The organism is Rhizobium sp. NLR16a, from assembly GCF_017948245.1.
Lineage (GTDB): Bacteria > Pseudomonadota > Alphaproteobacteria > Rhizobiales > Rhizobiaceae > Rhizobium.
In genome coordinates, this window is record NZ_CP072869.1 from 1 (window position 1) to 26,238 (window position 26,238).

Genomic DNA, 26,238 nt, shown 5'->3' on the forward strand with positions numbered 1-26,238 from the left:
GGGCTCTCCTTTGCGTCAACTGCGACGGAGAGAGCCTAAGCTATGCCGATCCGGCTACTGCTTTGTCACGAAAAACGTTGGCATAAACCTGCTCGTTCGGCATAGTTCGACGGTCGGCATAAACGGCAAAGATGAATGGACTTGATCCGCAGGCCTATCTGGCTGACGTGCTCGATCGCATCCACGATCACAAGATCAATCGGTTAGACGAACTGCTTCCGTGGAACTGGTCGGCGATCACCACAGTCGACGCAAAGGCAGCCTGATGGCGGCAGTCACCTACGTCCGTACGATCAAATTTGTTGCCGAAATTCTCGAAGAGGACCCGGAGCTTCTTCAGGCAATCGTCTCCAACGATGATAATCTGAGCTACGGCAGCATCATCTCCGTGTACACCGGAGACGACGAATCCGTGACCGCACTGACAGACGACGGCATGGACGAATTGGAGCAGATGCTCAAAGACGCCCGCCGCTCACCCCAAGAATGGGACGACTTCCTCGACAGCTTTGTTGACGACGAGCTGCTCGTCGCTCGCATCAAAGCAAAATCTCGGCGGTAGCAATCGGGCGGTTACTTTTGATATGATAATTGATTGTATTTAAGGAAATTCCGAGTATCGCTGAGATGTCCCAAGGCGCATTTACCAAATATCGCTGGGGCGCACCTGCCGCCGCAAGTTGTGCGATCTGGGTCCGAACTTGGCGATCCAGCGGCGGACTGTCTCGTATGACACGTCGATTCCACGGTCGAGCAGCATTTCCTCAACTTCACGCAGACCAAGGTTGAACCGCAAATAAAGCCAGACCGTAAGAAACGATCCGTGGCGGAAAACGGTGACGTTTGAAGCTGATATCTCGTGTCTGCATAGCCGAAATTTACGCCCAACCCGTCAGGCACACAACCGAAGCCCAGTTAACGTGACAATCCCCTCGGAGACGTCGCCTGCGCGCAGCAGCCTCTACGAAAAGCTGAATTTGCCGGGGAATAGGCGTGCCTAGACGCAGACCATCCTCATGATCGTTTCGACGTTGAACGCCACGCGGTTCTCGAGCGCATCCTTATCCATTAGGTCGCGTTCGTAAATAATGGAACCCGTGAACCGGTTTGTCAGGTAGTAATAGCCGATTGCCGCGATCGTGATGTTCAGCTGGACCGGGTCGATTCCGTCACGAAATACACCGGCTTCAACGCCCCTAGCTAATATGCCACCGACCAGGCTGACGAGCTTGCGGTTGGTCGTCCTGATGACTTCGGATCCCTTGAGGTGCTTGGCGCGATGTAGGTTGGCGCTGTTTACCAAGGTTATAAACTCTGGATGCTTCAGATAGTAGGCGAAGGTGAATCGGACGAATGTTTCGAGCGCCTCCTTCGGATCCAGGCTCTCCAGGTTCAGTTTGTGCTCCGCCGTGCGGATGTCGACGTAGGCCTGCTCGAGTACCATCTGGAAGAGCTTATCCTTACTCTCGAAATAGTGGTACATCATCCGCTTGTTGTTGAGCGACCTCTCCGCGATGACGTCGACGCGAGCACCTGCAAGACCGTTTTTCGCGAATTCCTTTTTGGCGGCCTCCAAAATCCGGGCCTTCGTAGCCTCTGCATCCCGTGGCGGTTTGCCAGCTCTCTTGATCTTTGCATTCGAGTTCAACGTTCGCCTCCAAGCGAATACACGCAAATCGTTCTGTGGTTATACACCAACCAGGTGGTGCATGAAAGCAGATAGCCGCCAACAGTTTGGACTTGACTAGTGGCGCCTTTCCCAAGTAACTGGTTAGTGCGTTTCTGTGGAGGCGCAGAATTCCGACGGCCTTGATGGCAAGGCGTTCGGACTGGTCCCAAGGCGCGTTTTTTTGGCTAGACGGGAGGAGAGTCATGTCGACCTTTATCAAGGATTTCATCGAGCGGGAAACGATCTCGCGCCGCAACTTCATCCTGACATCAGCAGTGGGAATGGGCGCGATGCTCATCCCTGGTCTTGGCGGCTCCGCGAGGGCCGCGCTCAAGGACCCGGCGATAGCCTGGAGCTATCGTGACCGCGCATCCGCATACTGGAATTCCATCGTGTCTGGTGGCGAAGCCTTCGTCGAATCCATTGGCAAGCAGAAGGGCGAACTCGTCAGCCTTATCAATGAAGGATCGTCCGAGAAGTCTCTGGCCGACATCAAGGCATTCATCGCCAAGAACAACGGCAACTGCGCCATCGCCGCCGACTGCAACGACAGCCCGAATGCGCGCCCGGTCGTCGAGGCGGTCAAGACCGCCGGAGCATATGTGTCGACGATCTGGAACAAGACCGACGATTTACATCCTTGGGACTTCGGCGATAACTACGTCAGCCACATGACCTGGTCTGACGTGGAGCCAGCCGCTCAGACCGCGAAGATCCTCTTCGAAGCCATGGGCGGAGAAGGCGGCGTCGTGCACCTCGGTGGAATCGCGGCGAACAATCCCGCGATCGAGCGCCTGGCCGGCCTGAAGAAGGCGGCAGAGGACTATCCCAAGATCGAAATCCTCGACGCTCAACCTGCCGACTGGGACACCCAGAAGGGCGCCGCCCTGATGTCGTCGTTCCTGACCCGCTATGGCGACAAAATCAAGGGCGTCCACTGCGCCAACGACAACATTGCTTATGGCGTCATCGAAGCTCTGCGCGCCGAGGGCATCGAAGACATGCCTATCGTCGCGTACGACGGCAACCCCGACGCCGTGAAGCTCGTCATGGAAGGGAAGCTCCTGGCGACCGTCTTCACAAATCCACATTGGGGCGGCGGCATCTCGGCGGCACTCGCCTACTATGCTGCAACGGGCGCATTCAAGCCATCCGAAGAGCCGAACGAGCACCGCGAGTTCTATGGCCCGACGATCCTGATCTCTCAGAAGGACGCCGCCGACTTCAAGGCGAAATACATGGACGAAACGCCGAAGTACGATTGGAAGGACTTCTGGTCGCCGACAAGGGGGCAGATCAAGTACAGCGGCTAAGCAGAGGAGGTTGGCGCGTTCAAGAAGCGGGCGCGCCAGTTCAAGAAATCGCATAGACTTGGGAGGAGCGGCCGAATGGCGTCGGTATCGCGCGAGAATCTTATTAAATGGGCACCGTTGCTGGTGCTCGTGGCCTTGGTGATCCTGTTCACCGCTATCAATCCGACGTTCTTCTCCGTCCGGAATTTTTCAAGAATTGCCGTCTCTTCCGCACCTGCGCTTATGGTGGCGATAGGCGTCACCTTCATCATTGTGATGGGATCGATTGATCTCTCGATGGAAGGCACCGTGACGCTCACCGCCGTTCTGTTCGCCTACCTCTTCGTTGCACTTGGCGGAACGCTGGCCGGATTGGGCTCGCTCGCAATCCCAATCACTCTAGTGATCGGAGCGGTCATTGGGGCCATCAACGGGCTCGTTCACGTCAAGCTCCGAATACCTTCGTTCATGGCAAGCTTGGCAATGGGCTTCATTGGCACGGGCGCGGGAATTCTTCTGACCGGTGGCGACATCGTCAAAGTGTCAGACCCCGTTTTCCGCGGTCTTCTGACGTTACGATTTCTGGGCTTTCCCATGATGGTCTACGTTGCAGTCCTCGGGCTCCTGGTAGCGTGGTTCATCCAGCGCTACACGATCCTCGGCCGCAACTTCTATGCCGTTGGCGGCGGCGAGGATCTTGCACACGCCTCTGGCGTGAACGTGGCCCGTGTACGGATCCTGGGTTTTGGCCTTGCTGGCGCGTTCTACGCGCTCGCTGCGATTCTCGTCGTTGGTAGGATTGGCCAGGCGGAATCCATTTCTGGCGCGAATTTCATGTTTGTCTCCATCACTTCTGTCGTTGTCGGTGGTGTCGCGCTGTGGGGCGGCATCGGTGGCGTCTGGAACGCCTTGATCGGTGTCCTCATCGTCGGAGTGATCAATAACGGCATGGTTGTCATCGGGCTGCCTGACTTCATGCAGCAGGGCGTCCTTGGCGCTCTCGTCATTTTGTCTGTCGTCCTTTCGACCGACCGCTTCTCGACCGCGTTCGTAAAGTGAGGACCGCGATGTTCCAATTGAAAGCAGTCGACAAGCGCTTCCCGGGCGTGCACGCGCTCAAGGCCGTAAATTTCGAAATCGGGCGCGGCGAGATCGTTGGTCTGGTGGGCGAGAACGGGGCGGGCAAATCTAGCCTCATGAAGGTAATATATGGCGCGTACCAGCCGGATTCGGGCCAAGTCACGATCAACGGCAAGTCCGTGCGGTTCTCAAGCCCCCGCCAGGCCATGGAGCATGGCATCGGGATGGTCTTCCAGGAGCAGTCTCTGATCACCAACCTCAGCGTGATGGAGAACATATTCCTTGGCTATGAAGCCCAGTTCACCAGAGCCGGAGTGGTAAACTGGCGGAGGATGGCGGAGGCTGCACGCTTCCAGCTTGCAAAGGTGAAGCTCGATATCGATCCGGTGTTGACAACGTCCAAGCTCTCCTTCGCGCAGCGCCAGCTGGTCGAATTGGCCAAGGTCCTTACACTTGAGGAACGCGTGAAGGGCGACCTTATCATTCTCCTCGACGAGCCGACGTCGGTGCTCAGTCAGGAGGAGGTCAAGCTGCTGTTTAAGCTTGTCCGCGAACTCACGGCGCGCGCGTCGTTCATTTTCGTCTCGCACCGTATGGACGAGGTGATGGAACTCAGCAACCGCGTCTACGTGATGAAGGACGGGCAGGTGGTCGACGTCGTCGCGAGCGTTGAAGCCGATATCGAAAGCATTCAGCGCAAGATGGTCGGCCGCAACATCGATCGTGAATACTATCGCGAGACGAAGCAGCAGCCGTACGATGCTGCGAAGGCGCTTGTCGAACTCGACAATGTCTCTCTGCCAGGGAAGGTCCACGATGTCTCGCTGAAGGTTCACGCGGGAGAGGTTATCTGCCTAGTCGGTGCCGAAGGCTCCGGTCGCGAAGGCATCATGCGGGCGATCTACGGGATGCTCTCGCCCATCCGCGGCACGATCAAGATCAAGGGCAGGAAACCGACGCGCTTCAACCCCATGAGGGCTGTCGCGATGGGGCTCGGTTATGTGCCGCGCGAGCGCAAGGTCGAGGGTATCGTGGCTGGAATGAACGTCTACGAGAACATGACTCTTTCCCAGCTTGGCCGTCGGTCGTGTGGGGGCGTTATGCGGGTTGGAGAGGAGCGGGCGCTGGCGCGCGACTGGATCCGCAAGCTATCAATCAAGGCTCATTCCGAGTTCGCCGACTGCGGCAATCTATCAGGTGGAAACCAGCAGAAGGTCGTTCTGGCCAAATGGCGGTCGGGCGGGTCGGACATCATGCTACTCGACCATCCGACGCGCGGCCTGGATATTGGCGCCAAGGAAGACGTCTACGAGATGATCCGCGACATGTCCGCGACCGGCGTCGGGATCGTGCTGGTCGCCGACACACTGGAGGAAGCGATCGGATTGGCGCACACGATCCTCGTAATCAAGGACGGCAGGGTCACGAAGTCATTCGATTATACGCCGGGCGCAAAGCCGTCTCTCTTCGACCTCCTACATTACATGATCTGAGGGTGCCATGGATTTTCACAAGCTAAAGCCGCATCTTCCCTGGATCACCCTGCTCGCGCTTCTGGCGATCGTAGGGATCCCTAACCCTGACTTTCTCAGGCCAACGAACTTGCTTGAACTCGCGGGCGATATTGTCCCGCTGTTCATCATGGCGCTCGGGCTCACGTTCGCTGTCTATATCGGCGGTATCGACCTATCTGCCCAGTCCATTGCCAACATGGTCACGGTAATCGCATCCGTGTACCTGGCGAGCATAGGCCCTTGGGTCGCTGTCGTCTGTGTCGCATGCGGGTTTCTGCTTGGGATGGTATCCGGTTATGCGACCACGAAGCTCTTCGTTCCCTCGTTCATATCCACGCTGGCTGTCGGCGGGCTGGCGTTTTCCGTTGCGCAGTGGCTGTCGGGGCAGCGTGCACTCAACATGAATGCCGCGCAGCGCGACGACGTATTTGGATGGATGATCGGGCACGTCGGCATCATTCCAAATGAGCTTCTCCTTGCCGCAGGACTTCTCTTGATCTGCCTTTTCATTGAACGCCGCACACGGCTCGGGCGCGTTTTCAAGGCTATCGGCGCGGGAGAGCCGGCGGCGGCGGCATCGGGAGTGGACGTCGGGTTCTACAAGATCCTCGCCTTTGCGATTTCCGGGGCTTTGGCCGCGATTGCGGGGTTGCTATTTGCAGTCAAGCTGTCGGGTGGCGCGCCGACGATCGCAAACGGCTTTCTGCTGCCGGCGATCGTTGCCGTCCTGGTGGGTGGCACCCCTCTCACGGGCGGCGTCGGCGGCGTGCTAAACACCGCGATCGGGGCGATGATCGTCGCCGTCATTCGCTCCTCCATGCTCTATTTCGGAATTGAGGCGACCCAGCAACAGATGGTGTTCGGTCTAGTCCTGATCGGGGCCATCGCTCTGACGATCGACCGCTCCAAACTTAAGACGGTGAAATAACATGATCGTTCCTGAAAACATGAAAGCAGCGGTGCTGGTTGCACCGGGAAAATTCGAGTTCCGGGACGTTCCCGTTCCCAAGCTTGGCCACGACGACGTCCTTGTCCGGGTGACGCAGGTCGGGATCTGTGGAACTGACATACACATGTTCCACGGGCGCTATGCGGCCGACGCACTGCCGATCATACCCGGCCATGAGTTCTGCGGCGTTGTCGCAGCGGTCGGCGAGGGCGTGAAAAATGTGAAGATCGGAACGCGGGTAGTCTCAGACATCAACATCGGGTGCGGAGCCTGCTACTGGTGCCGCCGCAATGAGGTTCTCAACTGCTCCGAGGTCACGCAGATCGGTATTGGGCGGGACGGCGCGTTCGCGGAATTCGTTGCAGTGCCGTCTCGACTCGTCATTCCCGCACCCGACGACGTACCGGTGGAAACACTGGCCCTGACCGAACCCGTCGGATGCGTCGTTCGCGCCGCAAAAAAGTCTCAGGTCGGCATCGGGGATTCTGTGGTGGTGCTGGGGGCAGGACCAATCGGAAATCTGCATGTCCAGATGATGCGCCTCGTCGGCGCGGCTCCGATCATCGTATTCGATCTGTCCGCAGCTCGGTGCCAGGCGGCCCTTGCCGTCGGAGCCGACATCGCGGTCACAGACCCCGCTGGACTCAAGGATGTGGTGATGCGCGCAACAGACGCGATCGGCGCAGATCTTGTCATCGAGAGTGTCGGCCTGGTCAAGCTCTACGAGACCGCCTTCGATCTTATCCGAAAAGGAGGACATGTCGCCTTCTTCGGCATCACAGGACCACAGGACAAGCTTGACGTCCCTATCCTGCAGACCGTCCTTCAGGAAAACAGCCTGAAGGGATCGGTCGCAGCCATGGGCGAAGACATGCATCAGGCCCTAAGGCTTCTCGTACACGGCAGGTTTGACGTTACGCCTTTCACCGGAGCGGTCTATCCACTTTCGGACATACAGCAGGCATTCGACAGTCTACCCTCCCGACCAAACGACCTGAAAACCCAGCTACGGGTGTCGTGAGACCCGTCACCAGCGCTCCTTGCGTTGACGACAAGAACATTCAAGATGGAGCATCACATGGATCAGCTTGCACCAAAACACCGACTTCCCGATCAGCCAAAGGAATTCGGCTACTTCGTCGACGGCCAGTGGAAGAGCCGCGAGGACAGGTTCGAACGCGCGTCGCCGGGACATGGCGTAGCGGTCTCCCGCACAGTGCGCTGCACGTTGGATGATCTCAACGACGCGGTCTCCGCTGCTCGCCGCGCCTTTGAAAACGGGTCCTGGGCGGACATTTCAGGAGCGGAACGCGCTGGCGTACTCCTCCGAACAGCGGAGATCATGAAGCGCCGACGTGAGGAAGTCGCCTATTGGGAAGTCCTCGAAAACGGCAAACCTATCTCTCAGGCCCTGGGCGAGATCGATCATTGCATCGCATGCTTCGAGACGGGCGCCGGAGCGGCACGCGCCCTGCATGGGGACAGTTTCAACAATCTCGGCAAAGACCTGTTCGGCATGGTTCTGAGAGAGCCGATCGGCGTCGTGGGTCTGATCACGCCCTGGAATTTCCCGTTCCTGATACTTTGTGAACGCGTCCCCTTCATTCTGGCTTCCGGGTGCACTCTCGTCGTCAAGCCCTCGGAGGTGACAAGCGTGACGACACTGCTGCTCGCCGAAATTCTGGAGGAAGCTGGTCTTCCCCGAGGCGCCTACAACGTGGTGACCGGGTCAGGTCGGACGATCGGCCAAGCGATGACCGAACATCAGGACATCGACATGATTTCCTTCACAGGGTCGACGGCGGTCGGCCGGGCCTGTGTCCATGCTGCGGCGGATTCGAACTTCAAGAAGCTCGGACTCGAGCTTGGCGGAAAGAACCCGATCATCGTCTTCGCGGATGCGGATCTAGATTCTGCGGCGGACGCGGCTGCTTTCGGGATCTCCTTCAACACGGGACAGTGCTGCGTTTCCTCAAGTCGGCTAATCGTTGAAGTCAAGGTGGCTGACGAGTTCGAAAAGCTGCTCGCCGCGAAGATGCAGAAGATCGTTGTCGGCGATCCGCTTGATCCAACTACGCAGGTTGGTGCTATAACCACCGAGGCTCAGAACAAGACGATCCTGGACTACATTGAGAAGGGCAAATCGGCGGGCGCGAAAGTTCTGGTAGGCGGCGCGAAGTTCGATCACGAGGGCGGCCAGTACATCCAGCCGACGCTCTTCACGGGCGTCACCCGAAACATGGCTATCGCAACCGACGAAATCTTCGGACCGGTGCTCTCCAGCTTCATGTTCGAAACCGCAGATGAGGCGGTGCAGATTGCAAACGACACGGTGTACGGACTTGCCGCCAGCCTGTGGACTTCAGACGTCAGCAAGGCACTCTCTGTGACCCGCCGGGTTCGCGCCGGGCGGTTCTGGGTGAACACGATCATGGCGGGTGGTCCGGAAATGCCGCTCGGAGGCTTCAAGCAATCCGGATGGGGTCGCGAGGCTGGAGCGTACGGTGTCGAGGAATACACCCAGATCAAGTCCGTCCATGTGGATCTCGCCAAGCGCCAGCCTTGGATCTCGTGATGACCGAAGCCTTCGATTACATCGTAGTGGGTGGCGGCTCGGCGGGCTGCGTTCTCGCAGCCCGTTTGTCCGAGGATTCGGACGCGAGGGTCTGCGTCATCGAAGCCGGCGACCAGGATAAGAACCCGCTCATCCATATGCCCGTTGGCTTCGCCAAGATGACAACCGGCCCGCTTACCTGGGGCCTTGAAACGGTGCCCCAGAAACACGCGATGAACCGTGTTATTCCCTACGCCCAGGCAAAAGTTCTCGGCGGAGGGTCTTCCATCAACGCCGAAGTCTACACGCGGGGTCATCCGAGCGACTACGACCGCTGGGAGCAGGAAGGGGCGGAAGGGTGGGGCTTCAGCCAGATACAAAAGTACTTCCTTAGAGCAGAAGGCAACACGGCCTACTCCGGTCCGCTGCACGGCACCGGCGGTCCGCTCGCCGTTTCCAACATCCCCGACCCCAATGTCATGACCAAGGCCTTTGCGCGAAGCTGCCAGGAATATGGGATGCCCTACAATCCCGACTTCAACGGCGATCGGCAGGAAGGGGCGGGAATCTACCAGATCACGACTCGGAACAATCGCCGCTGCTCGGCGGCCGTGGGATATCTCAAACCCGTGCTCCGCCGTCCGAACCTGACGCTAGTGACGAGAGCGTTAGTGCTGCGGATCGTGTTCGAGGGCAGGCGTGCCGTCGGGATCGAGTATGTCGTCGGCGGCCGGAAAATGCTGGCGAGAGCGAGTGCCGAGGTGATCGTTACTGCAGGGGCGATAGGGACTCCAAAGCTCCTGCTCCAATCGGGCATCGGTCCGGCTGAACATCTTCGATCGGTGGGCATCGACGTGGTGCAGGAACTCGGTGGCGTCGGCCAGAATCTAACCGATCACTTCGGCGTCGACATCGTCGCCGAAATCAGGAGCCGCGACAGTCTGGACAAGTACAATGACTTCTGCTGGATGGCCTGGGCCGGGCTGCAATATGCCCTGTTCAATTCGGGCCCGGTAACATCGAACGTCGTTGAAGGCGGCGCCTTTTGGTTCGGCGACAAGTCCGAAACGCGACCAGACCTGCAGTTCCACTTCCTTGCAGGCGCCGGAGCGGAGGCCGGCGTTCCATCGGTTCCAAAGGGCTCTTCAGGAGTTACACTGAACAGCTACGTCCTCAGGCCGAAGTCACGCGGTAGCGTGACACTTCGCTCGTCGGATCCTCGCGATATTCCCCTCGTCGATCCAAACTTCCTATCGGATCCCGATGACTTGAGGATCGCGGTCGAGGGCGTCAAGATCAGTTGTGAGATCATGCGTCAGCCGTCGCTGCAGAAGTACGTGAAGACTTTGCACTTCCCCGATGCGAACGTCAGGACGCAGTCCGAATTTGAGGACTATGCCCGCCGATTTGGGAGGACGTCCTATCATCCGACCTGTACCTGCAGGATGGGGACCGATCCAATGTCCGTCGTCGATCCGAGACTTCGGATCCATGGCCTCGAAGGGATTCGCATCTGCGACAGCTCGGCGATGCCGTCGCTTGTCGGATCCAACACTAACGCGCCTACGATCATGATTGCCGAGCATGCCTCAGATCTCATCAGGGGGAATCGTTAGTCGATCTTGCTTCAACTTTCCTCCGACCCGAGACGGGCCGGAGGGGACCATTTACCTTTCGGTTGCGATCAATCGAACGCGAAGTCGAAGACGTGGTCTAGATGCGGCCCTCGAACAGGCCCATGGCCTTTGCGGGTTTCGTAGCGCGCGCAGGAGTCGAGTGCGAGCCAGGGCCTCGCGGCTCTCGTACGGCACCCTCGTTGCGATAAAGGTCGCAGAGAACGCGCAATTTCTCTACGCCGGCGAATGCCGGCCACATGGGATCAGTTCCTGCGCCGCGAAAGACCGGCTACAGTCGCAATTTGAAAACAAAATTTGAATGGTCCAATGATGTGAGATGGTGAATCCGGCGAGTGCTATGATGGAGAGGGGCCGTCCCACTGCGGCGCCCACGGCACCTTCTGCTTGTCGACGCATCGGAAATTGGTCTTGTTGAGGGCATCAATCAAACGCATGTCGACACTGGTCAGAGTGAAGTCCATGACGTCAAAGTTGGAGCGCATATTCTCCGGCTTTGTAGACATGGTGTTGATCGCAACGCCCTTCTGAAGGATCCAGCGCAGCGCTACCTGTGCGGCTGTCTTCCCGTAAGATTTGCCGATCCGTTCGAACTCCGGGTAGCGAAACACCTCGCCCCTTGCGACTGAACAGAACGACGAGAGCGGAACTCCGCACTGATAGGACGCCTCAAGCAGGATCGACTGGTCGAGCAGGGGGTGGAACTCCACCTGATTGATTGCGACCTCGCCTTCGAGAAGGGACTGTGCCTCCTTCATCATGCCGGACGTGAAGTTAGATACGCCGATCTCGGAAGCCAGACCCTTGCGCTTCGCGTCCCGCAGGAGCCGCAGCGCGTTCTTGTTGTCACCGGACGGATCTGGCCAATGAAGCAGCAGTAGATTCACCTGCGACATCCCGAGAGCCTCCAGACTAGTCTCAACGGAGTGTATGAAGCGGTCCTCGCCGTAGTTGTCGGGATGTACCTTCGTTGTAACGAGGAGATCGCTCGTGGCGACCTTCGCATGTCTGATTGCCTCGCCCAGGTCAGCCTCGTTGCCATACATCTGGGCAGTGTCAAAGGATCGATAGCCGACGTGGTATGCAACGGCAAAAGCCCGCCTCAAATCCTCTCCGGTTAAGGGGTAGGTTCCAAACGCACGCTCGTATCCGGGCCGAAAACAAATCGACATCTCTCTTTCCCTCATTTGAAAACTCGAAAAAAATTTCTGAACTTCTGGGTTCGTGAAATCAGCCTGAACACGTTATTTTTCAAGCTTGCTCTTCTAATCTCGACCTCCTATAACGCACTAACCAGTTACTTGCAACGGCAGGGAGGAAGCCTATGTCGAAAGTGAAGAATGCCGCCGAGGTCGCGACCCTGATCAAAAACGGGGCGATTGTTGCCGTGAACTCGTCGAGCGGGCTCTGCTGCCCGGATGCCGTGCTGGCGGCCATCGGCCAGCGCTATCGGATCGAAGGCGCGCCGCGTGGTCTCACGACCATTCACCCGATTGCCGCCGGCGACATGTTCGGGACGAAGGGTGTCGATCATCTCGCCCAGCCTGGCCTCATCAGAAAGATCATCGGCGGTTCCTACCCGTGCGGACCTTCCTCGGCGGAACCTCCACTCATCTGGCAGATGCTCGGCCGCAACGAAATTGCCGCCTACAACGTCCCGAGCGGCGTTCTGTTCGACATTCTGCGGGAGGGCGCCGCGCTGCGTCCCGGCGTGCTGACCAAGGTCGGGATGGAGACATTCGTAGATCCGGAACAGGAAGGCTGCGCGATGAATGACGCGGCGAAGGGCGAGCCGATCGTGTTTCGACAGAATTTTGCCGGAGAGGACTGGCTCTATTTCCCGTCAATCCGGCCCGACGTGGCAATCATCCGCGCGAGCACTGCCGATGAACGCGGCAACCTGACCTTCGAGCACGAAGGCGCGTACCTCGGCGCGATGGAACTGGCGCTGGCTGGGCACAACAGTGGCGGCATCGTTATCGCGCAGGTCAAGCGCATTGCGAAGTCAGGGACGCTCAAGCCCCACGACGTTCGCGTGCCAGGCATTCTTGTGGACTATATCGTAGAGGCGCCGGAACAACTTCAGACCACTGCCACACCCTACGATCCTGCAATTTCGGGCGAGCTCTTCCGTCCCCTGGACAGCTTCCGTCTTCCTGAGTTCGACGTAGCGAAGGTGATTGCCCGCCGTGTCGCCCGCGAACTGCAGCCCGGCTGGGCAGTCAATATCGGCTTCGGCATTTCAGCCAACGTGCCGCGCATTCTGCTTGAAGAAGGGCGGCACGGGGACGTCACCTGGGTCATCGAGCAGGGCGCCGTGGGCGGGATACCGTTGCTTGATTTCAAGTTCGGCTGCTCGTCGAACGCAGAAGCCTTCGTCGCCTCACCGCACCAGTTCGCCTACTTTCAGGCTGCTGGGTTCGACGCCTCGCTGCTTTCGTTCCTGCAAATCGATAAGGACGGCTCTGTCAACGTTTCCAAGCTTACGGCTCGTCCCCATGTCACCGCGGGAGCTGGTGGCTTCGTCGACATTACTTCACGAGCACGTAAAATCGTTTTTTCCGGGTATTTCAACGCTGCGGCGAAGCTGTCCATCGCCGATGGCAAGCTCGTTGTTGAGCGCGAGGGTAAGATCGCGAAGATCGTCGACAAGGTCGAGCAGGTCTCATTCTCCGGGAAACGTGCCGTCGCGCAGGGTCAGGACGTCACCTACGTCACCGAACGGTGCGTGATGAAGCTTATGCCAGAGGGCCTCATGGTGACCGAGATAGCTCCGGGCGTCGATCTGCAGGCCCACATTCTCGACCAGGCGCAGACTCCACTTCTCATCTCGTCGGATCTCAAGGTCATGGACAGCGCGCTGTTCCAGCCGGGCTCGGAATCCGAGGGGCAGCAGAAGCGAGACGCCGCATGAGCGAAAACGAGCCGAGGGTTGTCTTAACTTTCGACGGCGACGTCGCGCATATGAGGCTGCAGCACAAGGAAAGTCTCAACGCCATCGACGCCGAGGCAGTCGAGCAAATCTATGACGCGTGCCGAGTGATCGAAACGCGCGAGCCCATCCGCGCACTCGTGATAACTGGTGATGGCGAAAAGACGTTTTCAGCTGGCGGCGACATCAATGCGTGGGGCGGCCTCACGCCTCAGGCCTTCGGCCGCCAATGGATCCGTCGGGGACACGATGCATTCGACGCGGTCGCTCGGCTGCGCGTTCCGGTAATCGCCGTGCTGAATGGACATACGTTTGGCGGAGGTCTGGAACTGGCCGCAGCGGCCGATCTTCGCATCGCCGAGCAGCACATCAAGCTCGGGCTTCCGGAAGCCGGGCTCGGAGTGATTCCAGGCTGGTCCGGGACGCAGCGTGCGGTGCGTCGGTTCGGGCCATCAGTCATCCGTCGCATGGCACTTTTCGGCGAAGTGCTGAACGCCGATCAGGCTCTCGCGGCTGGCATCGTCGATATCGTCGTTCCCAGAGGTGAGGGAATATCGAAGGCGAGCGAGGTCGTCACGACCTTGCGGTCCCGTGCACCGCTTGCCACCGAAGTCGTCAAGATGCTCATCAACGTGGCGGAGGGAGAGGAGAGTTCTCGCGTCCTTGACACGGTTGCAGCGATGAGCGTCGCGTTTACAGACGATCTCGCAGAAGGCGTCGCGGCCTTCAGAAAGAAGCGAAAGCCGAACTTCAAGGGTTCCTGACATGCCTCCCGATCAACGTTTCTTTCTGACGTCCCTCTTCGATGCCGCAGTGGCAGCTGCCGATCCGGAGAAGGCCATACTCGATTTCCTTCCGCAAAAACCCAAGGGCAGGACGGTGGTCGTCGGAGCCGGGAAGGGCGCCGCGCAGCTTGCCAGCGCCTTTGAAAAAAATTGGGATGCACCTCTCGAGGGCGTGGTGGTGACCCGCTACGGTTACGGGGCGTCTTGCGAACGGATCAAAGTTCTGGAGGCGTCGCATCCGTTCCCAGACGCCGCGGGGTTGGAAGCGTCGGAAGAAATCCTGAGGAGCGTGTCCGGCCTTTCAGAGGACGATCTGGTGGTTGCGCTCATGTGCGGCGGCGGATCCGCGCTGCTGCCAGCTCCGCCGAGTGGACTTACACTCAACGACGAGATCGCGCTCAATCGGGCGCTTCTGGCTTCAGGCGCGCCGATCGGCGCGATGAACTCGATACGAAAGCATATGTCTCGCATCAAGGGCGGGAGGCTGGCCTTTGCTGCGGGGCCTGCGAGGGTCGTCTCACTCGTGGTTTCGGACATCCCGGGCGACAACCCGGCGTTCGTAGCTTCGGGCCCGACCATTCCGGATGCATCCACGCAACAGGACGCTCTGGCCGCGATCAAGCGGCATCGCATCGAATTGCCCGTTCGGATCCTGAACTTCTTGCGGAGCGATGCGGCCAAGGCCCCGAGTCCAGACGACAACGCGTTTTCCAGAAATACAGTTCACGTCATCGCGTCGGCGAGACGATCGCTTGAAGCCGCTGCGCGCGTGGCCGATAGCCATGGAGTTCGCGCGGTCATCCTTTCCGACGCTATGGAAGGTGAGGCCAGGGAGGCTGGGAAATTCCACGCAGCGCTCGCCCGGGAGATCGCGACGCGAAGCCGACCTTTCGAGCGGCCCGTAGTCCTGCTGTCGGGAGGAGAGACGACTGTCACGCTGTTCGGGAACGGCAAGGGTGGCCGCAACACTGAATTCCTGTTGTCAGCCGCTCTGGCCCTCGATGGTCTCGACGGTGTCCAAGCGATAGCCGCGGATACCGACGGAATCGACGGCAGCGAAGAGAACGCGGGGGCGTTCGCGGACGGAACGACTGCCGGAAGGATTCGAGCGATGGGCGAGGATCCGGATATGCTGCTGGCGAACAATGATGCCTGGACGGCTTTCGCGATGATTGACGATCTCTTCTCTCCCGGACCAACGGGCACGAACGTCAACGATTTCCGGGCGATCCTCATAGTGTAGCGCGAAGGGAAAAAGCCGGGAGCATCCCGGCCCAGACTGCTGACAAACCCGTCGATTTTTTCGGCGGGTTTTGCTTTTTTGGCGATTGGATTCTTTGCCGGTCGTGTTGGCGGAGGGCGAAGAAGGAGGTTTCGGCTTACGCCGTGGCCGGTTTTGGTGCTTTTGTCAGGGCCATTGCGATCTTCTTGATGTTTTGGGCGGCCGCAGCCAACAGGCACTGGCATGCGACGCGGGTGCGACTTCGGAAGCGGGCATAGCGATGCCCGTGAAGCTGCTTGGCATCGGCAAATGATCGCTCGACCGTCTCCTTGCGGCGCTTGTAGATTGCCTTGCCCCAAGGGGTCAGGCGGTTGGCGTCGGTGCGCTGGCGGGCATCGGCCCAGATATGGCGGGTTATGGTGCGTGTCGCCGTGGCGTTGTTGGTGCAGGAGGCCAGCAACGGACAATCGCAGCAGATGGCAGGATCCGAACGATAGTGGCGATAACCGTTGCGGTCGGTGGTGGCATAGGCGAGCAGTTGGCCTTCGGGGCATCGGTAACCGCCTGTCTCGGGCTCATAGTCGAATTTCGACTTGCGCATCATGCCGGCTCTGGGCGGGGTCGGGTTGCGATAGCCGGTGACACCGAGGATGGTGCGGTCCTCAAGACCCTTGGCGATGCCGGATGTCGCATAGCCGGCATCCAGCCCGACAGCACCGACCTCGAAGCCGAACCGCTCACGCTGGCGGTCCAGCCGCTCGAGATAGACGATACTGTCATGCACATTGGCGGGCGTGACATGGGTATCGGTGATGATCGCAAGTTTGCCATCCACCGTGCGGTGATCGAGGTAGAAGAAGCCCTTCGGCTTGCCGTCGCGCACCATGTAGCCGCTGTCGGGATCGGTGCGCGACACCTTGGTTTCCTTCACCTGCGGCTCGCGCTCCTTTTCCTTCAAGGGCTTCTGGCCGTGGAGTGCTCGCTCAGCCTCAATCGCCCGGTCGAGATCGGCCCAGTAATCGGAGCGCGACTTTTCGATCATCGCAAGATCATACTTGCCCTTGTTGGCATTCGCCTTCAGATGCGTTGAATCCGTATAAAGCACCGTGCCATCCACCAGGCCATGACGGATCGCCTGCTCGACGATGTGGTCAAAAATGTCCTGCGCCACGCGCGTGTCGTTGAAGCGCCGGCGGCGGTTCTGCGACAGCGTCGAGGCGTCAAACACACCATCCGTCAGCTTCATCTGCAGAAACCAGCGATAGGCGACGTTGACCTCGATCTCGCGCACCAGCTGACGCTCCGAGCGGATGCCGAACAGGTAGCCAATGAACAGCGCCTTGAACATCAAGGTCGGATCGAGCGGTGGGCGGCCGTTGTCGGCGCAATAAAGCCCCGCAACACGATCGTGGATGAAGGAAAAGTCGATCACCGCGTCGATCTTGCGAAGCAGGTGATCCTTCGGCACCAGACTGTCGAGCGTCACCATCTCAAGAGCGGTCTGGGTGGGGGCAGGTTTCTTCAACATGTCCCAGTGAATCATAAACCCCTGGACGGTGCCAGGGGTTTGTCAGCAGTCTGAGCCGGGAGCATCCCGGCCTTCATCGTCTTCGACCGGTCGTCAAGTCAAGAGGCCGAGACGGGGGCGTCTTCGCGGATGAGCCGCTGCCGCTTCAACTCCTTCCAGAAGTCTTCGGGGATGGAGTGGCTGAACCAGTCGAGGTTCTTTTGGAGCTGCTCAACGGTCCGGGTGCCAGCGATGAACGACGCAATGGCAGGATGGGAAACCACGAACTGCATTGCGGCTGCAGGCAGCGGCACGGCAAACTCCTCGCAGACCTTCTCGATACGGCCGACCTTATCGAGTATTTCCGGCGGCGCTGGGACGTAATTGTACTTCGCGCCTGCGACGGCCCCGGTCGCCAAAATGCCCGAATTGAAGCCGCCGCCGATGACTACCGCGGCGCCGCGCTTTTCGCAGAGAGGCAGGAATTTGTCGAGGGATTCCTGCTCGAGCAGCGTGTAGCGTCCCGCCAATAGGAAGCAGTCAAAGTCTCTCTGCTTCAGCGCTTCGTAGCAGACCTCCCATTCGTTCACGCCGACACCGATCGCCCCGACAACGCCTTCGTCCCGCAGCTTCGACAATGCCTTCCAAGTTCCGTCCATGGCGGCCTTGAACACTTCCGGCTGTTCGGCTCCCCGGGTGAAGACATCGATGTCGTGGATGAAGCAGATGTCGATTTTTTCGAGCGCGAGGCGCTGGAGCGAATCCTCGAACGAGCGCATTGCTCCATCGTAGCTATAGTCGAACACCATCGCGTTGGCGGCGGCATTGTTCCAAGGTGAGAAGTCTATTTCGCCGCGTCTCTTGGGTTTTAGAAGCCGTCCGACCTTGGTCGACAGGACGAATTCCTCACGGTTCTTCCAGCGTAACGAGTGGCCGCACCGAAGTTCCGACAGCCCGTGGCCGTACATCGGCGCCGTGTCGTAGTAGCGGACGCCGGCGTCCCACGCGAGCTGCGCCATTCCGTCCGACGTCTCCTCGTCGATCGGCCGCGAGAAATTCCCGATCGGTGCCGCGCCAAACGCGAGTGCGGTGACTTCGAGGTTTGTTCTGCCGAACTTTGTCCTTGTCGATGGATTCATAAGCTTCCTCCCTTGCTAATGCACCATGTAGTTAGTTACATTACAGATCTGATGACGGGTGACAAGACCTTTGGGAGGGGTGTTCTTGCAAACATACGACTACATAATCACCGGAGCTGGGCCTGCAGGATGCGTGCTTGCGAGCCGATTGACGGAGGATCCTGCGGTAAGGGTGCTCCTTGTCGAGGCCGGGGGGCGCGATTCCCATCCGTTTTTCCGGATGCCCGCTGGCTTTGCGAAAATGACAAAAGGCATAGCGAGCTGGGGCTGGTCGACGGTTCCGCAAAGACACATGAACGACCGCGTTCTCTGGTACACGCAGGCAAAGGTGATCGGGGGCGGATCCACCATCAACGCGCAGATCTACACGCGCGGCAATGCGCTCGACTACGACGCATGGAGGACTGAGGCAGGGTGCAAGGGATGGAGCTATCGCGAGGTGCTGCCCTACTTCAGGCGCGCCGAAGGCAATGAGCGCTTCCATGACGACTACCATGGGAGTGAAGGGCCGCTCGGCGTCTCGATGCCGAGGGCGACGCTGCCAATCTGCGACGCCTTCCTCAGAGCGGCGCAGCAGTGCGGGATACCTTACAATCACGACTTCAACGGGCGATCCCAGGACGGTGTCGGCTTCTATCAGCTGACGCAGAAAAATGTCGCACGCTCCTCTGCGGCGACGGCATTTCTCCGCCCGGCGATGACGCGCTCGAACCTGACGGTACGGACGGGATCGGAAGTGTCCCGGATCCTAGTCGAGAGGGGCGAGGCGGTGGGCGTGGAGATCGTCGAACGCTCGGGCGGTGAGAGATCGCTGACCTATGCGGAGCGCGAGGTTCTTGTGACGTCAGGCGGAATTGGATCTCCGAGGCTTCTGCTGCTTTCCGGTATCGGACCTGCCGATCATCTTCGTTCCGTAGGCGTCGATGTTGTACACGATCTCAGGGGTGTCGGCGAGAATCTCCAAGACCACCTCGACCTGAGCGTGATCAGCGAGTGCTCGGGCGACCACAGCTATGACAGGGTCCAGCGCATCGATCGAACGATCGTGGCGGGCATCCAGTATCTCCTGTTCAAGTCCGGTCCAGTCGCTTCGTCGCTTTTCGAGACCGGAGGTTTCTGGTACGCGGACAGCACTGCTAGGTCGCCGGATATCCAGTTCCACTTCGGGCAGGGGTCCGGTATTGAAAAGGGTATCTCCAAGCTCGACAATCCGGGCGTTACACTGAACTCCGCGTTCATGAGACCGCGTTCGCGTGGAACGGTTCGCCTCGCGAACGCAAACCTGCGCGCCGCACCGCTGATAGACCCCAATTACTGGTCCGATCCATATGACCGGGAGATGTCTCTCCGAGGCCTCGAGATGGCGCGTGAAATCATGAAAGCTCCGGCATTGAAGCCTTTCCTGTTGCGCGAGGCGCTCCCGGGTCCTTCGGTCACGGACGACCGCGGGCTTTTCGACTTCGCGTGCAGGGTCGCAAAAACCGACCATCACCCTGTCGGCGCCTGCAAGATGGGCAATGACGCGATGGCCGTGGTTTCTCCGGAACTAAAGGTTCACGGGATCGAAGGACTGCGCGTCTGCGACTCGTCCGTGATGCCGCTCATCAATTCATCGAACACCAATGCGCCGTCGATCATGATCGGTGAGAAGGCTTCCGATCTCGTTCGCGGGCTGGCCTCTCTGCCGCCGGCAGTCTTCGAGCATGAACGAAACGAACGGGCGCGAATGGCACGATAGCCTTTCCGGACCGAAATTGATGGTCTTTAGCGGGCGTCGCGGCAACGGACGGCCAGCGGTTCCGCGCGCCTCACGTTATCTTGTAACCAATTGAAAAAACAACGTTTTTGTGTCTTTGATCGATTTGTTCGGGTTGACATATTTGCAGGATGAGCACTATGTAATGCACTAACTAGATACATAATTATCTGTAAAATACCCATTGATTTCGACGCGTTGCGTCGGGAGGGAGGAATTATGAAAGTCTATGGAGTGGAGCATTTCGGCTTCACGGTGCCCAACCTCGAGGAGGCAGTCGAGTTCTTCGAAACGGTGTTCGGCGCAGTGACTGCCCTGGAAACTGGGAGAGTCGATGCCGACGACGAATACATGAAGCGCCGCCTGGGAGTCCCGGGTCATTGCAGGATCGAGAACATCAAAGTCCTCCGGGTTGGCAACGGCAGCAATCTGGAGATTTTCGAGTATTCCGGCGATGACGGTGACGCTGTGTTGAAGCGCAACAGCCAGCCGGGCGGCTTCCATATGGCGTTCCAAGTCGATGATGCGAATGCGGCGGCGGGCAGGTTGCGCTCGAGGGGCATTGACGTCCTCGACGGACCCACCTTTGTCGAGAGCGGTCCCATGGCTGGGCTGACCTGGCTCTACCTGCGCGCCCCGTGGGGGCAGTTCCTTGAGATTGTCAGCATGGATGGACCAATAGGTTACGCCAAGGACGGCGGCCCCAGGCTCTGGTCGCCGCTGGACTAAGCAGGTCCGCGGCTCCGGTGAATAGCCGAGCCGCTGAATAGGCCGTTCTGGCCGAGAGTACACTTTCAACCGGATGTGAGGAGGCATTCAATGAGTGGATGGAGAAGACATGTATTGGGCATGGTGCTCGCGCTGAGCGCGGCCACCGGCGCGATCGCACAGGACAAGCCCTTCAGCGGAATCACGCTGAAGATGCTTGGGATCGGCGACACCTCGGTGACGCGGCTTGCGAAGATCACCGGCGAGTTTGAGGAGATGACGGGAGCGAAGGTGCAGATCGACATGCTTCCATATCCGGGGCTCATAGATAAGATCACCATCGAAACCAGTTCCGACAATCCCACCTATCAGTTGCTGTGGGTCGACAGCCCTTGGATCGGCGTCCTCGGCGAGGCGGGTTCTCTGCAGGATCTGACGGATTTCGCCAAGCGCGACGCCAAGGAGATTGGCCTCGACGACATAATCCCGGTCCAGCTTCAGGAGAACAGCTGGCAGGGCCGGCTGCTTGCATTCCCCGCTTCGGGGATGATCTGGCACGTGAACTACCGTCAGGATCTCTTCGAAAACCAAGACGAGAAGACCGCGTTCAAGGCGAAGTACAATTACGATCTCGCGCCGCCAACGACGTTCGCGCAGTACCACGACATCGCGGAGTTCTTCACGCGTAAGAAGGGCGAAAAGCTTGCAGGCAAGGTGCTTGCTTCCGACTTCTATGGAACAGCGCAGTCCTACAGCCGTGTCCAGGGCGCGATCACGCATGACTATTTTCCAATCATGCGTGCCTTTGGCGGCGATTACTGGGATCCGAAGACCGGCCTGTGCACGATGACTGGCGAGCCGCACGTCAAGGCCGCGGAGTTCATGAAGTCCCTCGTTCCATTCAATCCACCGGATTACTTGGGTTTGATGTGGGACATCCAATCTGGATATATGGAGCGCGGCGAGACAGCAATCGCAGGCTACTGGAGTGTTCGAACCGTACGCCTGACAAATCCTGCCGAAGCTAAACTGCCGACTATCGGCAAGGCTGGCTTCTCCGCAAGCCCAACCGTCGATGGAAAGCCAGAACCGACCTATACCGGTTCGCTCTCCTTCGCGATCAACTCAAAGATCCCGGACAAGGAGAAGGAGGCCGCCTGGGCGTTCATCAAGTGGGGAACCAGCGAGAAAATCATGCGCCGTCTTGCCGACGAGGGCTGGGGCATCAGCCAGTTTCGCAAGTCGATTCTCTCTGACCCTGCGCTGCAGGCGAAGTATCCCTACTACAAGGTGCTTCTCGACACCCAGAACAATGCGCGCAGGCGCATCTTCCATCCCTTCTACGCCAACGTGGAAGAGAATTTTGGTGTCGAACTGAGCAAGTACATGGCTGGTGAGACCCAGACAGCCGAGGAGGCATTGAAGACCGCCTGCGACGCCGTCAACGAACAGCTCGAATCCATTCCGCTGGAAACGCGTCTGCGGTGGATTAACGACGAACCTGTCGCAGTCCTCGCGAAGTGATTGCTCCTGCCGGTCCGTCGAATGGACGGACCGGCATCAACCAACCCACCGGAAAATTCGATGACCTACGTTCGAAGCCGCAATCGTCGGCTCGCAGGCACATTTCTGCTGCCCACGGCGGCCGTCCTGTTCCTGACGACGATTTATCCAATGCTGTATGCGCTCTGGCTGAGCCTACGCAACTACGATCTGGCCAAGCCCTTCATCCCTCGTATTTTCGTCGGGCTGAAGAACTATCGCGAGGTCCTGACTTCGGACGCGTTCCTTCATTCGCTCGTCGTCACGTTCAAGCTCATGGCGGTGACCCTGAACGTCCAGTTCGTCCTCGGCGTCGGAATGGCGATACTTGTCACCCAGCGGCTGCCGGGCATGGTCTTCATACGCACGCTGCTGCTGATCCCGATGATGATCTCCCCGGTGATCGTCGGCCTCGTATGGCTGTTCCTCTACTTTCCGGAGCTTGGCTACCTCAACTACTTCCTGTCCATGGTTGGCCTCAATCCGATACCGTGGATCACGAGCACGCAATGGGCGCTGACTGCAATCGCGATCGCCGACATCTGGCAATGGACGCCCTTCATCATGATGGGAACCGCCGCGGCGCTTCAGAGCCTTTCGCCGGAGCCCTACGAAGCGGCCCGCATTGACGGGAACTCCACCATCGACGTGTTTCTCCACGTCACGCTTCCCCAGCTGAAACCCGTGCTCATCAGCCTGATGTTCCTACGTGCGATCGACGCCTTCAAGATCTATGACATCATCTTCGTCCTGACCAAGGGCGGCCCGGCGGACGCCACGGAGACCATCGCTCTCTACATCTACAGGCAGAGCTTCACCTTCTGGCGCATGGGCGTCGGTGCGGCGGCCTCCTTCGTCTCACTCATCGTCATATCCGTGCTGATCACCCTGTTCTTCCGCTCGATGCAGAAGAGCGCGGCAAGCCGATAGAACCGGAGCCTTTCAAAATGACGAAGCTCTCCCTCCGCCAGTCCGTGGTGACCTATCTCCTGATCGGCATCTTGCTGGTGATCTTCATGATCCCGATCTACCTCATCGTGGCATCCTCATTGAAGCCTGCCGCCGAGATGTTCTCGAGGCCACCGGCGATCTTCTTCACGCCCACGCTGCAGCACTACGTGGACCTTTTCACCTTGAGGCCGTTCCACCGCAACTTGATAAACAGCCTGATCGTGACGCTTGGTTCGACGGCCTTCAGCGTCTTCTTCGGCACTCTCGGCGCGTACGCCCTTGCGAGAATTCGACATCCTCGGATCGCGGACGTCGCCTTCTGGATCCTGTCTATGCGCATGTTTCCGCCAATCGCGGTGGTGGTGCCCTATTACATCATCTTCAAGGCGCTCGGTCTGCTCGACACCCCGCTGGCGTTGATCGTCGTCTATTCTACGGCGAACGTCCCCCTGACCGTCTGGCTCATGAAGGGGTTCTTCGACGAAATTCCGGAAGCGCTCGAAGAGGCGGCACAGGTAGATGGCTACGGCGTGGCCGAGATCTTCTGGCGCATCACGCTGCCGCTGGCCGCGCCCGGCCTCGCCGTGAGCGCGGTCTTCTGCTTCATCTTCTCGTGGAATGAGTTCCTGTTCGCTTTGATGCTGACTGGATCCAACACCCAGACCGCTACGGTCGCCGTGATGTCGTTCTGGAGCAGCGACGCCGTCCAGTGGGGGCGTATCATGGCTGGCTCCTTCATAATTCTCATTCCAGGCGTCGTCTTTGTTCTCACCTGCCAACGCTGGCTGGTGAAGGGACTGACTCTCGGATCCGTCAAGTAAGCAGGCCGGGGAGGAACACCATGGCATCCGTAAGCATCTCCAACGTCGTCAAGTCCTATGGGTCTCTGACGGTCGTCCACGGAGTCGATCTCGACATCGATGACGGCGAGTTCGTCGTTCTTCTCGGCCCCTCCGGTTGTGGAAAGACCACGACGCTGCGAATGGTCGCCGGGCTGGAGGATATCTCCGGCGGTGCCATCAGCATCGGCGGGCAGATCGTCAGCGACAAGCCGCCGAAAGACCGCAAGATCGCGATGGTCTTCCAGAATTACGCGCTCTACCCGCACATGACCGTCCGACAGAACATGGAGTTCGCGCTTCGTCCGCAGAAACTGCCCAAGCCCGAGGCCGAAGCGAAGATAGCGAAGATCTCCGGGATGCTCGGCCTCGATCCGCTTCTTGCTCGCCGCCCAGCGCAGTTGTCTGGCGGACAGAGGCAGCGCGTCGCAATGGGTCGTGCAATGGTGCGGACACCGGAGGTGTTCCTGTTCGACGAGCCGCTTTCGAACCTGGACGCGAAACTCAGGACGCAGGTGCGCATGGAGATCGCCAAGCTTCACAAGCAGCTGGGCACTACCGTGATTTACGTCACCCATGATCAGGTCGAAGCGATGACGCTCGCAGATAAGATCGTTATCATGCGGGACGGACGCATCGAACAGATCGGCAAGCCCGAAGAAGTCTTCCTGGGGCCGCGCAACCTTTTTGTCGCGACCTTCATTGGTACTCCGTCAATGAATCTCTTCAAGATGACAGCGAAGGTCGCTCCGGGCGGGTCGGCGATCGTATGCCAGGATTTCTCTGTCCCGCTTCCCGCGAGGTTCGAAGGTCTCGTCCGGGAGGGGCAGGCGGTTACCCTCGGTGTGCGGCCGAGCGACATCCGGCTGGTTGCTGCCGGTGAGCAGCCGCTGATCAATGCGAAGGTTGAGGTGGTCGAGTATCTCGGCGTCGAGGCGCTGATCGACTTGCGATGCGGACCTCAGGAATTCATCGCACAGATCCCGGCTGGCATGAGACCTGCCGTCGACAGCTCGATCGGATTGACCTTCGAAAATCCCGGCCTGCATCTCTTCGACACTGAAACGGGCAACTCGCTCAATGCGAACAAGGAGCATGCCAATGGCTAAGGGCATCGTGTTTTCAGCGAAGAACAAAGCAGATCTGGAGGATGTCGAACTGCCGCCGCTCGGCGCGACTGAAATCAGGGGGCGGACACTCGCAACGCTTGTCAGCCCCGGAACCGAGTTCGCGTGGCTTTCGGGGGATTCCTTCCCTCTCCGACCCGGCTATGCGGCGGTCTTCGAGGCAGAGGAAATCGGCGCCGGGGTGGTCGGCATATCCCTTGGCGAACGCCTGTTTTGCATGGGCCCGCATAGGAGTGAGCAGCAGATCGATCAAAAATATGTGCTGCACGTTCCCGACACTCTGCAGAGCACCACCGCTGTGCTGGCGCGTCTTGCGGGCGTTTCCATGACCACCTTGATGACGACCAGGGCCAGGCCCGGCGATGTCGTCGTCATAACCGGAGCCGGTCCCGTTGGCTTGCTTGCCGCACAGCTATTCCGCCTCGCCGGATACGACGTCTCGGTAGTGGATCCCGATCCTGTCCGTCGTGGTCAGGTCAGTTCAGTAGGGGTCGAGCACGTCTACGCATCGATGCCTTTCGACGATCGGCGTCTGGCAGGGAACGCCGCTCTCGTCGTTGACTGCTCCGGTCACGAGGGTGCCGTCCTCGACGGCTGCCGCATGGCGCGGCCGCATGGCGAGGTTGTGTTGGTAGGGGTGCCATGGCGGCGCCTCACCGAAATTCATGCCTACGACGTACTCCACGCCGTGTTCAATAATTTTGTCCACCTTCGAAGTGGTTGGGAGTGGGAGGTGCCGATCCTTTCGCGAAACTTCAAGTGGGAGGAACTGCTTGAAGGCTACAACAACCAGGCCCAGAGCGTATTCTCCGGATTTACGAAGATCCTGAAGTGGATGGCCGACGGTCGTATCGTTACCAACGACCTCGTCCGGACCGTATCCCCTGATGATCCGGGGGTTGTCTACGGGGACTTGAAGGCTCGTAAATTTGATGAGCCATTCGTCGTCTTCGCCTGGCACTAGGGATCGAAATTCACGACCTGCGTCTGACAAGCTGTTGACGGAATTTGCTTTCTTTGTTATGCGGTAACTAACCA

The 26,238-nt window shown here is 59.0% G+C and carries 23 protein-coding genes and 1 pseudogene; 19 read left to right on the forward strand and 5 right to left on the reverse strand.

The window, feature by feature from the left end; translation table 11 throughout:
• The first annotated feature begins 131 nt into the window (after window positions 1-131).
• Both J7U39_RS27015 and J7U39_RS27020 read left to right on the forward strand, forming a co-directional pair.
• Complete coding sequence (locus J7U39_RS27015; RefSeq protein ID WP_210633135.1) at window positions 132-266, forward strand: transposase domain-containing protein; 135 nt, start codon at window positions 132-134, stop codon at window positions 264-266.
• A complete protein-coding gene (locus J7U39_RS27020) occupies window positions 266-562 on the forward strand; it encodes a hypothetical protein (RefSeq protein ID WP_210629338.1) in 297 nt (98 codons plus the stop codon). Before J7U39_RS27015 ends, J7U39_RS27020 begins: the two co-directional genes overlap by 1 nt.
• Window positions 563-691: 129 nt before the next feature.
• On the opposite strand, the pseudogene J7U39_RS31950 reads toward J7U39_RS27020, so the two are convergent.
• Both J7U39_RS31950 and J7U39_RS27025 read right to left on the reverse strand, forming a co-directional pair.
• Window positions 692-869, reverse strand: a pseudogene (locus J7U39_RS31950) (IS6 family transposase); the annotation flags it as partial.
• Window positions 870-997: 128 nt separating this feature from the next.
• A complete protein-coding gene (locus J7U39_RS27025) occupies window positions 998-1,648 on the reverse strand; it encodes a TetR/AcrR family transcriptional regulator (RefSeq protein WP_210633136.1) in 651 nt (216 codons plus the stop codon).
• Between the two features lie 224 nt (window positions 1,649-1,872).
• Between J7U39_RS27025 and J7U39_RS27030 the strand changes: the two genes are divergently transcribed.
• The 7 genes from J7U39_RS27030 (at window position 1,873) to J7U39_RS27060 (ending at window position 10,674) form a co-directional block, all read left to right on the forward strand.
• Window positions 1,873-2,982 carry a sugar ABC transporter substrate-binding protein gene (locus tag J7U39_RS27030; protein ID WP_210633137.1) on the forward strand — a complete coding sequence of 370 codons (1,110 nt, stop codon included), beginning with the start codon at window positions 1,873-1,875 and terminating at the stop codon, window positions 2,980-2,982.
• Between the two features lie 75 nt (window positions 2,983-3,057).
• Window positions 3,058-4,020, forward strand: a complete 963-nt coding sequence (locus J7U39_RS27035; RefSeq protein ID WP_210633138.1) for an ABC transporter permease — start codon at window positions 3,058-3,060, stop codon at window positions 4,018-4,020.
• An 8-nt stretch (window positions 4,021-4,028) separates the two neighbouring features.
• A complete protein-coding gene (locus tag J7U39_RS27040) occupies window positions 4,029-5,534 on the forward strand; it encodes a sugar ABC transporter ATP-binding protein (protein ID WP_210633139.1) in 1,506 nt (501 codons plus the stop codon).
• Window positions 5,535-5,541: 7 nt separating this feature from the next.
• Complete coding sequence (locus J7U39_RS27045) at window positions 5,542-6,483, forward strand: ABC transporter permease (RefSeq protein ID WP_210633140.1); 942 nt, start codon at window positions 5,542-5,544, stop codon at window positions 6,481-6,483.
• 1 nt (window position 6,484) lies between these two features.
• The gene (locus J7U39_RS27050; RefSeq protein ID WP_247241809.1) at window positions 6,485-7,525 is read left to right on the forward strand and encodes an alcohol dehydrogenase catalytic domain-containing protein; all 1,041 of its coding nucleotides are present in this window, start codon (window positions 6,485-6,487) and stop codon (window positions 7,523-7,525) included.
• 57 nt (window positions 7,526-7,582) lie between these two features.
• Window positions 7,583-9,079, forward strand: coding sequence for an aldehyde dehydrogenase family protein (locus J7U39_RS27055; RefSeq protein ID WP_210633141.1), 1,497 nt, complete (start codon window positions 7,583-7,585; stop codon window positions 9,077-9,079).
• The gene (locus J7U39_RS27060) at window positions 9,079-10,674 is read left to right on the forward strand and encodes a GMC family oxidoreductase N-terminal domain-containing protein (protein WP_210633142.1); all 1,596 of its coding nucleotides are present in this window, start codon (window positions 9,079-9,081) and stop codon (window positions 10,672-10,674) included. The genes J7U39_RS27055 and J7U39_RS27060 overlap by 1 nt, the downstream gene beginning before the upstream one ends.
• A 356-nt stretch (window positions 10,675-11,030) precedes the next feature.
• Here the strand turns inward: J7U39_RS27060 and J7U39_RS27065 are convergent, their stop codons facing one another.
• Complete coding sequence (locus J7U39_RS27065) at window positions 11,031-11,864, reverse strand: aldo/keto reductase (protein ID WP_131702525.1); 834 nt, start codon at window positions 11,862-11,864, stop codon at window positions 11,031-11,033.
• A 152-nt stretch (window positions 11,865-12,016) separates the two neighbouring features.
• Between J7U39_RS27065 and J7U39_RS27070 the strand changes: the two genes are divergently transcribed.
• Genes J7U39_RS27070 through J7U39_RS27080 form a run of 3 tightly spaced genes read left to right on the forward strand, consistent with a single transcriptional unit; the run spans window position 12,017 to window position 15,652 of the window.
• Window positions 12,017-13,606: an acyl CoA:acetate/3-ketoacid CoA transferase gene (locus J7U39_RS27070; protein WP_210633143.1), complete on the forward strand. Its 1,590-nt coding sequence runs from the start codon at window positions 12,017-12,019 to the stop codon at window positions 13,604-13,606.
• The gene (locus J7U39_RS27075) at window positions 13,603-14,388 is read left to right on the forward strand and encodes an enoyl-CoA hydratase/isomerase family protein (protein WP_210633144.1); all 786 of its coding nucleotides are present in this window, start codon (window positions 13,603-13,605) and stop codon (window positions 14,386-14,388) included. The genes J7U39_RS27070 and J7U39_RS27075 overlap by 4 nt, the downstream gene beginning before the upstream one ends.
• A 1-nt stretch (window position 14,389) precedes the next feature.
• Window positions 14,390-15,652: a glycerate kinase gene (locus J7U39_RS27080; RefSeq protein WP_210633145.1), complete on the forward strand. Its 1,263-nt coding sequence runs from the start codon at window positions 14,390-14,392 to the stop codon at window positions 15,650-15,652.
• Window positions 15,653-15,788: 136 nt separating this feature from the next.
• On the opposite strand, the gene J7U39_RS27085 is transcribed toward J7U39_RS27080, so the two are convergent.
• Entirely contained in the window at window positions 15,789-17,159 is a 1,371-nt protein-coding gene (locus J7U39_RS27085) for an IS1182 family transposase (protein WP_183906619.1), read from the reverse strand.
• A gap of 98 nt (window positions 17,160-17,257) precedes the next feature.
• Window positions 17,258-18,277, reverse strand: coding sequence for an aldo/keto reductase (locus J7U39_RS27090; RefSeq protein ID WP_131702529.1), 1,020 nt, complete (start codon window positions 18,275-18,277; stop codon window positions 17,258-17,260).
• 85 nt (window positions 18,278-18,362) lie between these two features.
• Here J7U39_RS27090 and J7U39_RS27095 point away from each other — a divergent pair, with 85 nt between their 5' ends.
• The 7 genes from J7U39_RS27095 to J7U39_RS27125 all read left to right on the forward strand — a co-directional run bounded on the left by J7U39_RS27095 (window position 18,363) and on the right by J7U39_RS27125 (window position 26,164).
• Complete coding sequence (locus J7U39_RS27095) at window positions 18,363-20,015, forward strand: GMC family oxidoreductase N-terminal domain-containing protein (RefSeq protein ID WP_131702530.1); 1,653 nt, start codon at window positions 18,363-18,365, stop codon at window positions 20,013-20,015.
• A 237-nt stretch (window positions 20,016-20,252) separates the two neighbouring features.
• Window positions 20,253-20,762 carry a VOC family protein gene (locus J7U39_RS27100; RefSeq protein WP_210633146.1) on the forward strand — a complete coding sequence of 170 codons (510 nt, stop codon included), beginning with the start codon at window positions 20,253-20,255 and terminating at the stop codon, window positions 20,760-20,762.
• Between the two features lie 120 nt (window positions 20,763-20,882).
• Complete coding sequence (locus J7U39_RS27105; RefSeq protein ID WP_131702664.1) at window positions 20,883-22,265, forward strand: extracellular solute-binding protein; 1,383 nt, start codon at window positions 20,883-20,885, stop codon at window positions 22,263-22,265.
• A gap of 60 nt (window positions 22,266-22,325) precedes the next feature.
• Window positions 22,326-23,213: a sugar ABC transporter permease gene (locus J7U39_RS27110; protein ID WP_210633147.1), complete on the forward strand. Its 888-nt coding sequence runs from the start codon at window positions 22,326-22,328 to the stop codon at window positions 23,211-23,213.
• A gap of 17 nt (window positions 23,214-23,230) precedes the next feature.
• Window positions 23,231-24,055, forward strand: coding sequence for a carbohydrate ABC transporter permease (locus tag J7U39_RS27115; RefSeq protein ID WP_210633148.1), 825 nt, complete (start codon window positions 23,231-23,233; stop codon window positions 24,053-24,055).
• Between the two features lie 20 nt (window positions 24,056-24,075).
• Window positions 24,076-25,182 carry a sn-glycerol-3-phosphate ABC transporter ATP-binding protein UgpC gene (gene ugpC / locus J7U39_RS27120; protein ID WP_210633149.1) on the forward strand — a complete coding sequence of 369 codons (1,107 nt, stop codon included), beginning with the start codon at window positions 24,076-24,078 and terminating at the stop codon, window positions 25,180-25,182.
• Entirely contained in the window at window positions 25,175-26,164 is a 990-nt protein-coding gene (locus tag J7U39_RS27125; RefSeq protein WP_210633150.1) for a zinc-binding alcohol dehydrogenase, read from the forward strand. The genes ugpC and J7U39_RS27125 overlap by 8 nt, the downstream gene beginning before the upstream one ends.
• The last annotated feature ends 74 nt before the right edge of the window (window positions 26,165-26,238 follow it).

Excerpts from the sequence above, each read along its gene's own strand:
- J7U39_RS27015 (WP_210633135.1), top strand. The coding sequence starts at position 132 with ATGAATGGACTTGATCCGCAGGCCTATCTGGCTGACGTGCTCGATCGC.
- J7U39_RS27020 (WP_210629338.1), top strand. The coding sequence starts at position 266 with ATGGCGGCAGTCACCTACGTCCGTACGATCAAATTTGTTGCCGAAATT.
- J7U39_RS27030 (WP_210633137.1), top strand. The coding sequence starts at position 1,873 with ATGTCGACCTTTATCAAGGATTTCATCGAGCGGGAAACGATCTCGCGC.
- J7U39_RS27035 (WP_210633138.1), top strand. The coding sequence starts at position 3,058 with ATGGCGTCGGTATCGCGCGAGAATCTTATTAAATGGGCACCGTTGCTG.
- J7U39_RS27040 (WP_210633139.1), top strand. The coding sequence starts at position 4,029 with ATGTTCCAATTGAAAGCAGTCGACAAGCGCTTCCCGGGCGTGCACGCG.
- J7U39_RS27045 (WP_210633140.1), top strand. The coding sequence starts at position 5,542 with ATGGATTTTCACAAGCTAAAGCCGCATCTTCCCTGGATCACCCTGCTC.
- J7U39_RS27050 (WP_247241809.1), top strand. The coding sequence starts at position 6,485 with ATGATCGTTCCTGAAAACATGAAAGCAGCGGTGCTGGTTGCACCGGGA.
- J7U39_RS27055 (WP_210633141.1), top strand. The coding sequence starts at position 7,583 with ATGGATCAGCTTGCACCAAAACACCGACTTCCCGATCAGCCAAAGGAA.
- J7U39_RS27060 (WP_210633142.1), top strand. The coding sequence starts at position 9,079 with ATGACCGAAGCCTTCGATTACATCGTAGTGGGTGGCGGCTCGGCGGGC.
- J7U39_RS27065 (WP_131702525.1), bottom strand. The coding sequence starts at position 11,864 with ATGTCGATTTGTTTTCGGCCCGGATACGAGCGTGCGTTTGGAACCTAC.
- J7U39_RS27070 (WP_210633143.1), top strand. The coding sequence starts at position 12,017 with ATGTCGAAAGTGAAGAATGCCGCCGAGGTCGCGACCCTGATCAAAAAC.
- J7U39_RS27075 (WP_210633144.1), top strand. The coding sequence starts at position 13,603 with ATGAGCGAAAACGAGCCGAGGGTTGTCTTAACTTTCGACGGCGACGTC.
- J7U39_RS27080 (WP_210633145.1), top strand. The coding sequence starts at position 14,390 with ATGCCTCCCGATCAACGTTTCTTTCTGACGTCCCTCTTCGATGCCGCA.
- J7U39_RS27085 (WP_183906619.1), bottom strand. The coding sequence starts at position 17,159 with ATGTTGAAGAAACCTGCCCCCACCCAGACCGCTCTTGAGATGGTGACG.
- J7U39_RS27090 (WP_131702529.1), bottom strand. The coding sequence starts at position 18,277 with ATGAATCCATCGACAAGGACAAAGTTCGGCAGAACAAACCTCGAAGTC.
- J7U39_RS27100 (WP_210633146.1), top strand. The coding sequence starts at position 20,253 with ATGAAAGTCTATGGAGTGGAGCATTTCGGCTTCACGGTGCCCAACCTC.
- J7U39_RS27105 (WP_131702664.1), top strand. The coding sequence starts at position 20,883 with ATGGTGCTCGCGCTGAGCGCGGCCACCGGCGCGATCGCACAGGACAAG.
- J7U39_RS27110 (WP_210633147.1), top strand. The coding sequence starts at position 22,326 with ATGACCTACGTTCGAAGCCGCAATCGTCGGCTCGCAGGCACATTTCTG.
- J7U39_RS27115 (WP_210633148.1), top strand. The coding sequence starts at position 23,231 with ATGACGAAGCTCTCCCTCCGCCAGTCCGTGGTGACCTATCTCCTGATC.
- ugpC (WP_210633149.1), top strand. The coding sequence starts at position 24,076 with ATGGCATCCGTAAGCATCTCCAACGTCGTCAAGTCCTATGGGTCTCTG.
- J7U39_RS27125 (WP_210633150.1), top strand. The coding sequence starts at position 25,175 with ATGGCTAAGGGCATCGTGTTTTCAGCGAAGAACAAAGCAGATCTGGAG.